At 71.1% G+C, this 12,194-nt stretch carries 12 protein-coding genes and 4 pseudogenes; 8 read left to right on the forward strand and 8 right to left on the reverse strand.

What is annotated here, in order from left to right:
* Positions 1-79 precede the first annotated feature (79 nt).
* Positions 80-1,018 (reverse strand): LAETG motif-containing sortase-dependent surface protein, encoded by a 939-nt coding sequence (locus AQJ91_RS09970; RefSeq protein ID WP_067018574.1) that lies wholly within the window; start codon positions 1,016-1,018, stop codon positions 80-82.
* Positions 1,019-1,831: 813 nt separating this feature from the next.
* Here AQJ91_RS09970 and AQJ91_RS09975 point away from each other — a divergent pair.
* Positions 1,832-3,415, forward strand: a pseudogene (locus tag AQJ91_RS09975) (glycoside hydrolase family 13 protein); the annotation flags it as partial.
* A 6-nt stretch (positions 3,416-3,421) separates the two neighbouring features.
* Here AQJ91_RS09975 and AQJ91_RS09980 read toward each other — a convergent pair.
* Positions 3,422-4,123, reverse strand: a complete 702-nt coding sequence (locus AQJ91_RS09980; RefSeq protein WP_407696837.1) for a DUF4142 domain-containing protein — start codon at positions 4,121-4,123, stop codon at positions 3,422-3,424.
* 163 nt (positions 4,124-4,286) lie between these two features.
* Positions 4,287-5,216, reverse strand: a complete 930-nt coding sequence (locus AQJ91_RS09985; protein WP_067018577.1) for a serine hydrolase — start codon at positions 5,214-5,216, stop codon at positions 4,287-4,289.
* On the opposite strand from AQJ91_RS09985, the gene AQJ91_RS55360 reads away from it, so the two are divergent.
* Together AQJ91_RS55360 and AQJ91_RS09995 are read left to right on the forward strand one after the other, a co-directional pair.
* Entirely contained in the window at positions 5,215-5,631 is a 417-nt protein-coding gene (locus AQJ91_RS55360) for an ATP-binding protein (protein ID WP_234381981.1), read from the forward strand. The genes AQJ91_RS09985 and AQJ91_RS55360 overlap by 2 nt on opposite strands.
* A gap of 17 nt (positions 5,632-5,648) precedes the next feature.
* Positions 5,649-5,828, forward strand: a pseudogene (locus tag AQJ91_RS09995) (hypothetical protein); the annotation flags it as partial.
* A 199-nt stretch (positions 5,829-6,027) separates the two neighbouring features.
* Here AQJ91_RS09995 and AQJ91_RS10000 read toward each other — a convergent pair.
* The gene (locus tag AQJ91_RS10000) at positions 6,028-6,486 is read right to left on the reverse strand and encodes an FxLYD domain-containing protein (RefSeq protein WP_199847884.1); all 459 of its coding nucleotides are present in this window, start codon (positions 6,484-6,486) and stop codon (positions 6,028-6,030) included.
* A 212-nt stretch (positions 6,487-6,698) separates the two neighbouring features.
* On the opposite strand from AQJ91_RS10000, the gene AQJ91_RS10005 reads away from it, so the two are divergent.
* A complete protein-coding gene (locus AQJ91_RS10005; RefSeq protein WP_067018581.1) occupies positions 6,699-7,259 on the forward strand; it encodes a DUF7144 family membrane protein in 561 nt (186 codons plus the stop codon).
* On the opposite strand, the gene AQJ91_RS10010 is transcribed toward AQJ91_RS10005, so the two are convergent.
* Complete coding sequence (locus AQJ91_RS10010) at positions 7,219-7,407, reverse strand: hypothetical protein (protein WP_067018583.1); 189 nt, start codon at positions 7,405-7,407, stop codon at positions 7,219-7,221. The two genes, AQJ91_RS10005 and AQJ91_RS10010, sit on opposite strands and share 41 nt — an antisense overlap.
* 147 nt (positions 7,408-7,554) lie before the next feature.
* A complete protein-coding gene (locus AQJ91_RS10015) occupies positions 7,555-7,923 on the reverse strand; it encodes a DUF6479 family protein (RefSeq protein WP_067018585.1) in 369 nt (122 codons plus the stop codon).
* Positions 7,924-8,066: 143 nt separating this feature from the next.
* Here AQJ91_RS10015 and AQJ91_RS10020 point away from each other — a divergent pair, with 143 nt between their 5' ends.
* Positions 8,067-8,762 carry a type 1 glutamine amidotransferase domain-containing protein gene (locus AQJ91_RS10020; protein ID WP_067018587.1) on the forward strand — a complete coding sequence of 232 codons (696 nt, stop codon included), beginning with the start codon at positions 8,067-8,069 and terminating at the stop codon, positions 8,760-8,762.
* Positions 8,763-9,151: 389 nt separating this feature from the next.
* Here AQJ91_RS10020 and AQJ91_RS10025 read toward each other — a convergent pair whose 3' ends face one another.
* The gene (locus tag AQJ91_RS10025) at positions 9,152-9,544 is read right to left on the reverse strand and encodes a VOC family protein (RefSeq protein ID WP_067018589.1); all 393 of its coding nucleotides are present in this window, start codon (positions 9,542-9,544) and stop codon (positions 9,152-9,154) included.
* A 197-nt stretch (positions 9,545-9,741) separates the two neighbouring features.
* On the opposite strand from AQJ91_RS10025, the gene AQJ91_RS10030 reads away from it, so the two are divergent.
* Together AQJ91_RS10030 and AQJ91_RS10035 are read left to right on the forward strand one after the other, a co-directional pair.
* A complete protein-coding gene (locus AQJ91_RS10030; protein ID WP_067018591.1) occupies positions 9,742-10,431 on the forward strand; it encodes a response regulator transcription factor in 690 nt (229 codons plus the stop codon).
* Positions 10,432-10,573: 142 nt separating this feature from the next.
* Positions 10,574-11,284, forward strand: a complete 711-nt coding sequence (locus AQJ91_RS10035; RefSeq protein WP_067018594.1) for a class I SAM-dependent methyltransferase — start codon at positions 10,574-10,576, stop codon at positions 11,282-11,284.
* A 90-nt stretch (positions 11,285-11,374) separates the two neighbouring features.
* Here AQJ91_RS10035 and AQJ91_RS51935 read toward each other — a convergent pair.
* Positions 11,375-11,641, reverse strand: a pseudogene (locus tag AQJ91_RS51935) (MFS transporter); the annotation flags it as partial.
* Here AQJ91_RS51935 and AQJ91_RS10045 point away from each other — a divergent pair.
* Positions 11,642-12,103 (forward strand): annotated as a pseudogene (locus tag AQJ91_RS10045) (MarR family transcriptional regulator); the annotation flags it as partial.
* Between the last annotated feature and the right edge of the window lie 91 nt (positions 12,104-12,194).

The following is a 12,194-nucleotide window of genomic DNA, read 5'->3' on the forward strand; positions in this document are numbered from 1 at the left end:
CCCGCCTCCGGCCGGCACCCGCCGCACACGAAGGGGCCCGGGGTGAGTGATCACCCCGGGCCCCTTCACCGGGCGTCGGTCAGGAGCGGGCCGTACGGCGACGCTTCGTCGCCACCACCATCGCCGCGCCGCCCGCCAGCAGCGCCACCGCGCCGATGGCGATCGGGCCGGTCGCGCTGGAGCCGCCGGTCTCCGCGAGGTCGCCGCCGCCGTTGGGCGTGGTCGCCGGGGCCGTCGTCGACTCGGAGGCGGACGGGGTCGGGGTGTCCGTCGCCGGGGTCTCGGAGGCGGGCGGGGTCGTCTCGTCCGCCGGCGGCGTGGTCTCCTCCGCCGGGGGCTGCGTGGTCTCCGGCGTCGACGGGGTCGGCGTCGGCGAGGTCGGCGGCTCGGACTCCGTGACCGTGCAGTCCTTCGTGCCGCCGTTCCAGGCCGCGATCAGCTTGTCCTTGATGACCGGACGGTCCGGACCCTTGGGCAGGTCGCCGTGCTCGAAGCCGTCGTTGGCGTCGAGCTTGCCGTCGAACTTCACCGAGCCCCGGTACAGGTCGATCTGCGCGAAGCAGCCCGCGTCCGGCACGGCGATGTCGAGGGAGTCGGTCTGCCCCGGCTTCACCGTGACGGTGTCGAAGTCGACGAAGACCTGCTCGCCGGAGGTGCCGAAGGACGGGCCGTGGGCGAGGTAGGAGGCCAGGGAGGCCGTGCAGGTCGTGGCGTTGCCGGCGGTGCGGACCTTGATGTGGACCTTGCCGTCTTCGGTGACCTTGAGGTTCTGGTCGTCGACCTTCACCGAGTCGTAGAAGTTGTTGCCGTCGAGCGAGAACTGGCAGCGGTCGGTCACGGTCTCCGTGCCCGCGCCCGTGCCCGGCTTGTAGGTGCCGCCCGAGTTCCAGCCGTCCCCGCCGTGCGGGCCGGTGGCGAACGCGCCGGAGGCGGAGGCGACGGTTGCTGCGCAGAGGGCGAGCGTCGCGGCGCCCGTCCCCAGCAGGCGGCGCGCGGTGACATGGCTCGCTATGGACATGCGTATCCCCATTTTTGGTGTGCATGTGGAGGAGGGGGTGCGGAGACCCCCGTGGTCTGAGAGAAACACTGGGCTCAATGGTCACTTGCACCACAGTGTGAGCACATCGTGATGGGCTCGGCGGACGCTGTCAACCTGCGGGAATGCGGGGCCCGTTAGAGCGTCGTCACAATTCCATCACACGGGGAACGATCTACTCCGGAAAGCCCGGAAAACTCCGAGGTTCAATTTTCCGGCGTGCTGGACAGATTCCCCTTTGTCGCCCGTACGCCCCGTACGCCCAGTACGCCCAGTACGCCCGTATGCCCGCACGCCGCACGCACCGACCGAGGAGCCCGCGTGACCGTCCGCACCACCACGCCCGACCTCTCCTCCCGCGACCCGAACTGGTGGCGCCAGGCCGTCATCTACCAGGTCTACCGTTCCTGAGGACTGAGCATGAGTGAGCCTGATCAGCCGCACGCCCCGAACGGTCTTGGGCGCTCCCCCACTGCCTTAAGGGCGTGGGAGGTACCCCCAGGTCCCCGGCGTACTCAACCCCAGGGCGGCGACACGCATCCTGTGCGTGGTCCGTTCCCGGGAGGCCAGTTCCCTGCGCGACCTGGCCAAATGGATACGGCCAGAGGCGACGGGGAGGCCCCAAACCATCCTCTGGTGGAGCGGGGGCCCCGCACACTGGCGCCGTACCCGGCGTCCCAGATCGCGCGATCACGTTAACCCGGTCGGCCCAGGGCACCGCAAGCTCGCGAGCCGACCATCACACGATCGAGCTAACTCGACCTCGCGCGCACTCCCTGGCGAGCAGTCGCCAACCCCCGCAGCTTCGCCGACGCCGACGGAGACGGCCTCGGCGACCTGAGGGGCATCACCCGCCGCCTGACCCACCTCGCCGCCCTCAACGTCGACGCCCTCTGGCTCAGCCCCTTCTACCCCTCCGAGCTGGCCGACGGCGGCTACGACGTCGCCGACCACCGCGACGTCGACCCCCGCCTCGGCACCCTCGACGACTTCGCCGCCCTGATCACCGAGGCCCACCGACTTGGCCTGAAAGTGATCGTCGACCTGGTCCCCAACCACACCTCGCACCAGCACGCCTGGTTCCAGGAGGCGCTGCGCGCGGGCTCCGGCTCCCCGGCCCGCGACCGCTACGTCTTCCGCGACGGCCGCGGCCCGCACGGCGAACTCCCGCCCACCGACTGGCAGTCCGTCTTCGGCGGCAGCGCCTGGCAGCGCGTCCCCGACGGCCAGTGGTACCTCCACCTCTTCGCCCCCGAACAGCCCGACCTGAACTGGGAGCACGAGGACGTCCGCGCCGACTTCCGTACGACCCTGCGCTTCTGGTCCGACCGAGGTGTCGACGGCTTTCGGGTGGATGTGGCGCACGCGCTGGCCAAGGACCTCACCGAACCCCTGCGCGACCTGGGCGCCCCCGAACTCAGCGGCGAGGAGGCGCTCCCCGGGTTCCCGCCCGGCACCCACCCCTTCTACGACCGCGACGAGGTCCATGAGATCTACCGCGACTGGCGCAAAATCCTCGACGCCTACACCCCGCCCCGCATGGCGGTCGCCGAGGCATGGGTCCCCGGCGCCCGCCGCGCCCTGTACGCCCGCCCGGACGAACTGGGCCAGGCGTTCAACTTCGAGTACCTGCAGGCGGGTTGGGACGCGGCGGAACTCCGCCAGGTCATCACCGACTCCCTGTCCACGGCCCGGGCGGCCGGAGCCTCCGCCACCTGGGTACTCTCCAACCACGACGTCGTACGCCACACCTCCCGCCTGATGCTCCCGCCCGGCACCGACGACAACGCCTGGCTCCTGACCGGCGGCCACGCCCCCGCCGTCGACGAGCCGTCCGGCCTCCGCCGCGCCCGCGCCGCGACCCTCCTCATGCTGGCGCTGCCCGGTTCGGCGTACGTCTACCAGGGCGAGGAACTGGGCCTGCCCGAGGTCGCCGACCTGCCCCCGGAGGTCCTCCAGGACCCGGTCTGGGAACAGACGGGCCGGGTCCGCAAGGGCCGCGACGGCTGCCGGGTGCCGCTGCCGTGGACGACGACGGGACCGTCGTACGGCTTCGGCCCGGGCGGCGCCTGGCTGCCCCAGCCGACGAGCTTCGAGGCGTACGCCGTGGAGGCCCAGGAGGGCGTGGACGGCTCGACCCTGGAGCTCTACCGCACCGCCCTGAAGCTGAGGCGGAAGCTGCTGGAGGGGGAGTCGCTGGAGTGGGCGCCGGACGGCAGCCCGGCCGGAGTCCTGCACTTCGCCCGCCACGACGGCTGGCGCTGCGTGGCGAACCTCTCCGGGACGGCGATCCCGCTCCCGCCCGGAGAGGTACTGATCAGCAGCGCGCCGCTGGAGGAGGGGCGACTTGGCCCGGACACGACGGTCTGGCTGGCGTGACGGCTGTCATGGTGCGGCCGCGGGGGTGAGGACGACCTGCGGCTCGCCCGGTGCGGGCGGTGGCGGGGTCATGGCCTCGGCTGGGAGTCCGGGCGGGGCGGTCACCTGCACCTGAACCTGACCGAAGTTGACCAGCCCGGTCTTCTCCAGGACGGTGATGTGGTCCAGGACGGTGTCGTTGGCCTGGTCGGCGAGCTGCCGGACCAGGGTGTTGCGGGTGTTGGCCCGGACTGTCGCGATCGTGCTGAAGATCTGGCCGTGTGTGACGCGCAGGATGTTGGCCAGGTCGGTGTCGAACTGCCGGCCCGTGTCCGCCCTGAGCGTCGCGACGAAGCCCTGCTGCTGGGGGCTGGCCTGGTTGGGCAGCGTGATGTTCAGCTGCGCGGCGACCTGGCGGCAGGTGGCGTCCAGCGCGGTGTGCCCGTCGACGAGATGCCGACCGGCCGTCAGCACCGCCTTGGTCGTTCCCCTCTCCGACGCCATCTGCCCCACCGGGTACTCCCACAGCCCGGCCGCCCGCACCTTCACCACGAAGTCCCGGTCGGCTTCGGTCAGCGGTCCGGCCGCTGTTTCGGCGATGATCCGGGAGGGCGCGCTGCTGACCGTCTCGACCCCCTTCATGGCCGGGTAGACGAGCGAAACGAGGGTGAAGGTGAGCGCACCGCCCAAGATGAGAGTTCCCGCCGCTTTCCGTGAAACGAGCACCATGACTCCTGTTCCAGTCTGGAACCCCGCACGTGGAGGAGTACGAACGGACGGGTGTTCGGAACCTCTTGGGCTCGTATTGATTTGGCAAAACCGACGGGTCTGACCACCCGCCCTGAATCGCACTCGGATCAGGGCGCTGATGCGGTGAGTCACCCGGACATCTTCACGACGACCCCGGCCGACGGGAGGGCAGCGGCGGGACGACCTCCGTCGGCCTCGTGGTCGGCCGGTACCGGTCTTCGATGCGGTCGTCGGGTACGAGGTCGAGGTGGACGGCGCGGGCGACGGCCTGGATGGTGTTCACGCCGTAGGACATGGTGCTGTTGCCGTGGGTCAGGACGGTGATCGTGTAGTCATGGCCGGCGCCCTGGAACGCGCCGACGCTGTGCACCCGCCAGCCGTACGTCGCCCGCGGCAGCCACCCGTTCTTGACGTGCACGGAGACGGAGGCGGGCGCCCCGGCCGAGGTGCCCCAGCGCTGGGAGGCGACGACCTTGCCCATGAGATCGAGGACGTATGCCCGTGAGTCGGCGACGAGGACGGAGTCCGGTCCGGTGAGGAGGGCGAGGAGCCGCTGCTGGTCGCGGACGTTGATCTGGGTCAGGCCCCAGTAGCCCGAGAGGTTGGGGACGGTCCGGCTCATCCCCGCCGCATCCAGGAAGGCCTGCACCCTCTCCACCCCCAACTGCTCCCACAGCGTGTCCGTCGCGCTGTTGCCGGACCGCGTGATCATGTCGGTGGCGAGGTCGGACTCGCGCCGGGTGAGGGTACGGCCGTGGCGCTGGGCGTCCCAGAGGAGCGTGGCCAGGACGGTCACCTTGACGACGCTGGCCGAGTCGAAGGCGGCGTCCGGGCGGAGCGTGCACGTGGTGCCCGTCGTACGGTCGCGCACTCCGACGGCGACGGTCCCGGCGCGTTCCGCGAGGGCGGCGGTGATGTGTCTGCGGAGCTTGTCGGCGAGTGCGGGCTCGGCGGAGGTGCAGCTGACGGTGGCGGCCGCGGCGTGGGCGGTCGCCGCCGGGGCGGTGAGGCAGGCGAGGGCGAGGATCCCGGCAACGGCCAGGGAGGGCAGGGGAGTCTGCTGGTACGTCATGTCCCCACGGTCGGTGCCCGGGCGGGCGGGCGGCGCGTCGCACTCGTCCATACGGCCGTACAGGACGCGGACCACCGGCACGCCGCTGGACGCCAGGGCTACGGGGGTTCCGTGGCGGCGGGCGGCATCTACGGGACGTACACCCTCGGAGTTCACCCTCGCCAACGCCGCACAGCACACCAACAGCCCGGCTGTCTTCCGCGTCCGTTGGTCGCGGGGCGTCCTGCGGATCGGCGCGTGGGACGCGGACTCCGAACCCCCTGCACCCCCGGGTGAGTTGGCGAGCCTCGCGGACGCGGAGGAGGAGCGGGGCCTGGCCCTGGTCCGGGCCTGCGCCGACCTGTGGGGCCGGCAGCCGCTGTCCAGGAACGGGAGTCGGGGCAAGTACGTGTGGTGTGACTTGGTGGTGGCGTAGCTCGTTGATCACGTTTCGTGCGCGGCCCGGACAACGTGCCGGTGATCGCGGAGGAGCGGGAGGCCGAGCGGGACGTACCTCTTGCGGTGCTCTCGGCGATGACACATGGCAAGGGGCCGCGGGCCGCCGCCATTCTGGAATCCCTGGCAGCCGCCCTGCGGACCATCGACCGCGACAGCGCAGCGGTCTTCGTGCAACGTTCCGAGATGGTCCTGAACATCCTCCAGTGGCGCGGCATCGAGGTGTCCAACCTGGTGACTGAGCCCTGGCCGCCTCGGTGAGTGGAGAGTCTGTTTCACCTGGGGCCGGTGAAAGCCCAGGTCGTGCGGGGTGGGGGTGGAACAGATCCGCCAATTGTGTCCGGCGCCGCGGGGTCGGATCGCCGCACGGCCGTCCTCAGTAGCGCACCGCCCTCGCCACCTCCGCCTCCACCTCTCCACTCAGTGCCCGCGTACTCCGCGCCGTCGCCTTCGCCGACTCCCCCGTGGCCACGTCCGGCACCGTCACCACCACCGTGTCGAGCCAGTTCCCGTCCTGGTCGGTGAAATCGACCTGGACGGCGAAGGACTTCGTCGAGTCGGTCGTGTTGGACGCCGTGATCTCGACCGACGTGCGGTCGCCGCCGTTCGTCGTCGGGTCGCCCAGTGTCACCTCGTCCTTGGCGTCCACGCCGCCCTTGATCTCGTCCAGCCTGCGGCCCGCCTCCGCCGTCGCCGACTCGAACGCCGATTCCGCCCTGCTGGCCACCGACGAGGGGGTCTCCTCGTCGGTGCAGGAGGTCAGGGTCAGCGTCAGGGGCAAGGTCAGGGTCACGGCCAGGGCCGCCGGCGCCCGGCGCCTCCGGTGAACGGCCATGTCAGCCTCCAGGGATGTCCGTACCTAGGTTCCGCCTACGTGCCGCCTAGGTTCCGTGTTCCTTCAGTCAAGGTCCGTACACCCGCCCCCGCACCCCGGCCGTCACGCCGTCACCCGAACGGCCCGCCCCCGTGGCCCCGCCCCACCCCCGCGCTGATCCTTGTAGGGACCGTCGACACGCACGCGAGAAAACCTTGGAACGGGGTACTGCCATGACCCAGCAACCGCACGCCCCCCAGCCCCCGACCGGCACCACCCAGTCGCAGACCGGCACCACCCGGACGTCCACCGGAAGCACCGAGCCCTCACCCCCCTGGGACGACACCCACCGCCCGGCACCCGCGGGACCCGGCCTGGCCGTCGGCGGCCTCGTCTTCGCCGGGGTGCTGATGATGGTGAACGGACTCCTCGCCGTCCTCCAGGGCATCTCCGCGCTCGCCTCCGACGACGTGTACGACCGCATCGGCGACTACGTCTACAAGATCAACCTCACCGGGTGGGGAACGATCATGATCGTCCTGGGCGTGGTCCTGGCCGGCGTCGGCTACGGCATCCTCAAGGGCGCCTGGTGGGCCCGTATCACCGGCATCTTCCTCGCCGCGCTGAGCATGGTCGCCCACTTCCTGTTCCTGCCGTACGCCCCCGTCTGGTCGGTCATCACGGTCGCCGTCGACTTCTTCGTCATCTGGGCGCTGGCCACCGCGCCGGGCAGCTCTGCCGCCAGGGCTAGGGCTACCGCTTCGCAGCCCGACAGCGCCGCTGGAGTGCGCTGATCCGCGCCGGATCCTTCTTGCCGTTCAGTTCGGTCAGCAGGTCGTCGGGGCAGAGTTCGTAGTGGTCGCCCCAGAAGCGGCGGCCATGGTTGTCCCAGATGCGGTAGCCGCCGGGGACCCCTCGCGCCACGTAACGCCGTCTGCTCAAGCCCGCTCCCCGCCCCGTCCCGTTCCATCCCTCGCCTGCGATGCCCGTACAGCGTGGCAGCGCGGGGTCGTCCCCGTCTCCCGGATATTCGGGAGCGGGGGCTGCCCCTGGTCGGCGGGGCAGCCCTCACTCACCTGGGCCCGCCCGTCAGACGTGCCCCAGACCGCCGCCGCCGAACGAACCGCTGGACCCGGGCAGCCAGCGCTTGCGGCGCTGGTCCTTGCCCCGTCTGCTGCCCGCGTGGTGCAGCTGGTACGGATAGATCCGCTCCCTGCCCTCCGTGTGCGGCACCTCGTCCGGCTCCCGCATCTCCCGGATCTCGTGGACCGGGCCGGTCTCGGGAAGATGTGGCTGCTCCTCCGGCCGAGGCCGCGGCAACTCCCGATCACGGACCCGCATGCCGAACGACACGGCCCAGACCAGTGCGCCGGCGATGAACAGACCACCAGCGAACGCGGCGACCACGTTGAGTACGTCGCTCGCCGCTGCTGCTTGAACAAACGTCGCGGTACTCATGCTCCGATTATCGCCGATTCGTACGGAATAAGCGCCTGGCGGCGAAGGGTCGGTGCGAAGAGTGCCGGGACGCGACGGTACGTGACGCACCTGAGGGGCGGGCCTACTGTCGAGGACGTCACCAAGCGATCTCAGGAGGACACATGGCGAAGATCCTTTTCGTGATGACCGGCGCCGACCAGTGGACGCTGGCCGACGGCAGCAAGCACCGCACCGGCTACTGGGCCGAGGAGGCCGTCGCTCCGTACGAGGCGTTCAAGGCCGCCGGGCACGAGGTCGCCGTGGCCACGCCGGGCGGCGTCGTCCCGCCCGTCGACCCCGGCAGCCTGAGCGCCGACGCCAACGGTGGCCCGGAGCAGGCCGCCAGGATCAAGGACGTCGTGGACACGGCCGCCGAGTTCCGCAGCCCCCTCGCGCTGACCGGCGTACGCCTCGACGACTACGACGCCGTGTACGTCCCCGGCGGCCACGGCCCCATGGAGGACCTCGCGGTCGACGCCGACTCCGGCCGCATCCTCACCAGGGCGGTGGAACGCGGAATGCCTGTCGGCGTGGTCTGCCACGGACCGGCCGCGCTGCTCGCCGCGGTGCGGGAGGACGGCACCAACGCCTACGGCGGCTACCGGATCACCGCCTTCACCAACGCCGAGGAGCAACTGGCCGGCAGCGCCGACAAGGCCAAGTGGCTGCTCCAGGACCGGCTCACCGAGGTGGGCGTCAAGGTCGAGGTGGGCGCGCCGTGGGCACCGCACGTGGAGGTCGACCGCAACGTCGTCACCGGCCAGAACCCGGCGTCCTCGGCCCCGCTGGCAGCAGAGCTCCTGAAGAAGCTCGCCTGATCCATCCGCTGTACATCCGCCGCCCTCTCCCACCAACGCCCGAATCCCATGCTCAACGGCCACCAGGCAGGGCTGGACGGTTCGTGGGCGCCGCTGCCAAGACGGCCCTGGCGCAGGGGAGTTGACGCCACGACCGACACGCTGACCGTGGTTGCCCCGGACACCGGCGGTGAGGGCGCGGCCCGGGCGGGCAACTGTGGGCGGAGTGACGTGGGCCGGACCCGGCCGAGGCGTCGCCCGCCCCCGGCGGCGTGTGTGCCGGGAGTCCTGGCCAAGGACTCCTGGCCAAGGACTCCTGGTGGCCGCCAACCTGCCCGCGCCTGTCGGCCCCAGGACGCGGCGGCAGCCTGGCCTCCACCGTCGGGCCCCCGACCCACCCGGCGCGATCGTCACGCGTCAGCGAAACGCTCTCTGACCAGGCAGAACGGATGCCCAGCCGGATCCGCGTACACCCGCCAACTCCGCCCCACCGCCCCCGAGTCCAACACCCGCGCCCCGCGCCGCACCGCCTCCGCCCCGGCCTCGTCCAGGTCCGCGACCCCGATGTCCAGGTGCGCCTGCTGCGGATGCCCGGCGTCGCCCCACCGGGGCGGGCGGTAGTCCGGCACCCCCTGGAAACACAGCACTTGGCCCCCGGCGATGTGCAGCGTCGCCCAGTCCGCGCCCAGTGACCAGCGACGGTCCGGCCGGTTCACCTCGCCGTCGAGGAGTGTGGCGTAGAAGCGGGCCAGGGCGAGTGGGTCGGGGCAGTCGAGTACGAAGCACTGCAGGGTTCCGGTCATGTCGCCGAGGTTATTAGGGTCCTGCCGTCGGCCTTCTCGTCCGTTCGGTGGAGCGCGGCACCGTCGAGGCCCGGGAAAGGTGGCCGTTCGGCCGAAGTGGGCGGCCCTGTCGTGCGGGGAGAGTGGGAGCCGATCCGAGCAATCCCTCTCGGCAACAGGAGTTGGAGTTCCCACATGCCATCGCAGGACGGTCCGCCATGACACCCGGCGTGATCCGTGTCGTCATCGTCGACGACCAGGACATGGTCCGCTCGGGATTCGCCGCCCTGCTGTCCGCGCAGAGCGACATCGACGTGGTCGGCGACGCCCCCGACGGCCTGCGCGGCATCGAGGTGTGCCGCGCCACCCTCCCCGACGTGGTGCTGATGGACGTACGGATGCCGGAGCTGGACGGCCTCGAGGCGGCCCGGCGGCTGCTCGGTCCGCCGCCCGGGATCACCCACCGGCCGAAAGTGCTGATGCTGACCACCTTCGACATCGACGACTACGTCCACGAGGCGCTGGCCGCCGGAGCCAGCGGCTTCCTCCTGAAGGACTCCCCGGTCGCCGAACTCATCCACGCGATACGGGTGATCGCGGCCGGCGACGCGCTGCTCGCCCCGTCGGTCACCCGTCGCCTCATCGAGGACTACACCCGGCGCCGCCCCGTCCGCCGCCGCCAGACCCGGCTGAAGCTCAACGCGCTCACGCCCCGGGAGACAGAGGTCCTGCACCTGGTCGCCCTCGGCCTGTCGAACTCCGAGATCGCCGCCGACCTGTTCGTGGCCGAGCAGACAGTCAAGACGCACATGACCCGCCTCCTGTCCAAGCTCGACGCCCGCGACCGCGCCCAACTGGTCATCTTCGCCTACGAGTCGGGCCTGGTGAGCCCCGACGAGAAGGGGTGAGCCGAGCCGCACCCCCTAATACCCAGGTACGACACGGCACTTGGCACCCCAGTGTGACGCGCTCCCCCCAACCCCCCACCTACCGTCCCCGCGACCCTCCCACCACCGGCACCCACCGGCACCTCCCCCGCACGGAGCGCGCATGCCCCACCACAACGACCTCGGTCTCGACCTCGACCACATCACCACCCTCTACCGCACCTACGCCGCCGACCTTGACGAGGCCCGCGAACGCCAGCGCACCCTGCTCGCCCCGCCGAACCCGATGAAGGCCCAGCTCGACGACATCGAGGCCGAGATCACCTACCTCCTGCTGCGGGAGTCCCGCCCCGAGACCGTCGTGGAGATCGGCACCTTCCACGGCTGGTCGACGACCTGGATACTCCAGGCGCTGCGCGACAACGGCACCGGCCACCTCCACTCGTACGACGTCGTCGACCACGTCGTACGCAACGTCCCGCTCCCCCTGTCCACCGGCCGCTGGACCTTCACCCAGGGCGACGTCCGGGAGAACCTGGAGAAGATCCCGGACACCGCGGAGTTCCTCTTCGTCGACGCGGACCACTCCGCCCGCTTCGCCCGCTGGTACCTCGGGCACCTGTTCCCGCGTATGACGCCGGGCATCCCGGTCTGCGTCCACGACGTCCTCCACGGCCGCAGGCCACTGCCGTTCACCGAGGGCAAGGTGGTCCTGCAATGGCTGGCCGAGCGGCAGATCCCGTACTTCACGGCCTCCCGCGCGCACGCCCCCGAGACCCACGACCGTCTGAACGACGTCAAGCGCTCCCTGGCCCTGAGCCACCCGCTGCGGGACAGCCACCACAACCCCATGATCTTCTTCACGCTCCGGTGACAGGCGACGCCCGGGCAGACATACGCCGGAAGGCCGCCACCCGTGGGAACGGGACGGCGGCCTTCCGGCGTATGCGGACCGCGACGGCCGTTACGCCTTCGCCCCCGAGCCCTCCGCGACCGGAGCGGGCCCCTCAGCCGGCCCCTCCGCGGCCGCCTCCACCGCAACCCGGTGCTTCGGCACGAAGGACGCGAGCACGAAGGCCAGCAGAGCCGCTCCGGCGCCGATGGCCATGACGACCTGGAAGCCGTTCTCCGAGGGCAGTGCGTGGCCGCCGAAGTCGGTGGTCATCTGGGCGAGGATGACGCCGGCGAGGGCGCTGGCGAAGGAGGTGCCGAGGGAGCGCATCAGGGTGTTGTCCTCATGCAGTCGGGTGCGCCCAGGATGATGGCCCGGGGCCTGGCCTGCCTCTACACCACCGACGCGGGCAGCCTCACCGCGTCCGAACTCGTCCAGCGCCTCCAGGTCAGCCCGGCGTCCGTCTCCAAAGCGATCGCGTTCCTCGAGAGCCAGGGCCTCGTCCGCCGGGAGCGCGACGAAGGCCGCCGCGAGCGCTACGTCGCCGACGAGGACGTCTGGTACCAGTCGATGATGGCCAGCGCCCGGTCCACCGCCCAGATCGTCGAGGTCGCACGGCAGGGCGTCGGCATCCTCGGCTCCGGCACCCCGGCCGCCACCCGCCTCGAGAACATCGCCCGCTTCCTCGACTTCGTCAGCGAGAGCATCGCCCGCGCCGCGGAGCAGGCCCGCGAGGTCCTCCACACGAAAGCCGAAACGCCCTCGGGCGGCACTGCCGAGCCGAGTTCGGATCGCGGATAGACGGCCGTCTCAGAAACAGGTGCCGATGAGTTTCCGTCGGCGGCACGAAGGGCGGCGCGGTGCGTCTCCGCGTGCCGCCGTACGGCCGAGG

Source organism: Streptomyces dysideae, from assembly GCF_001514305.1.
Taxonomy (GTDB): domain Bacteria; phylum Actinomycetota; class Actinomycetes; order Streptomycetales; family Streptomycetaceae; genus Streptomyces; species Streptomyces dysideae.

Excerpts from the sequence above, each read along its gene's own strand:
- AQJ91_RS55360 (WP_234381981.1), top strand. The coding sequence starts at position 5,215 with ATGTCCCCACGGTCGGTGCCCGGGCGGGCGGGCGGCGCGTCGCACTCG.
- AQJ91_RS10005 (WP_067018581.1), top strand. The coding sequence starts at position 6,699 with ATGACCCAGCAACCGCACGCCCCCCAGCCCCCGACCGGCACCACCCAG.
- AQJ91_RS10035 (WP_067018594.1), top strand. The coding sequence starts at position 10,574 with ATGCCCCACCACAACGACCTCGGTCTCGACCTCGACCACATCACCACC.
- AQJ91_RS10030 (WP_067018591.1), top strand. The coding sequence starts at position 9,742 with ATGACACCCGGCGTGATCCGTGTCGTCATCGTCGACGACCAGGACATG.
- AQJ91_RS10020 (WP_067018587.1), top strand. The coding sequence starts at position 8,067 with ATGGCGAAGATCCTTTTCGTGATGACCGGCGCCGACCAGTGGACGCTG.
- AQJ91_RS10000 (WP_199847884.1), bottom strand. The coding sequence starts at position 6,486 with ATGGCCGTTCACCGGAGGCGCCGGGCGCCGGCGGCCCTGGCCGTGACC.
- AQJ91_RS10025 (WP_067018589.1), bottom strand. The coding sequence starts at position 9,544 with ATGACCGGAACCCTGCAGTGCTTCGTACTCGACTGCCCCGACCCACTC.
- AQJ91_RS09970 (WP_067018574.1), bottom strand. The coding sequence starts at position 1,018 with ATGTCCATAGCGAGCCATGTCACCGCGCGCCGCCTGCTGGGGACGGGC.
- AQJ91_RS09985 (WP_067018577.1), bottom strand. The coding sequence starts at position 5,216 with ATGACGTACCAGCAGACTCCCCTGCCCTCCCTGGCCGTTGCCGGGATC.
- AQJ91_RS10015 (WP_067018585.1), bottom strand. The coding sequence starts at position 7,923 with ATGAGTACCGCGACGTTTGTTCAAGCAGCAGCGGCGAGCGACGTACTC.
- AQJ91_RS09980 (WP_407696837.1), bottom strand. The coding sequence starts at position 4,123 with ATGGTGCTCGTTTCACGGAAAGCGGCGGGAACTCTCATCTTGGGCGGT.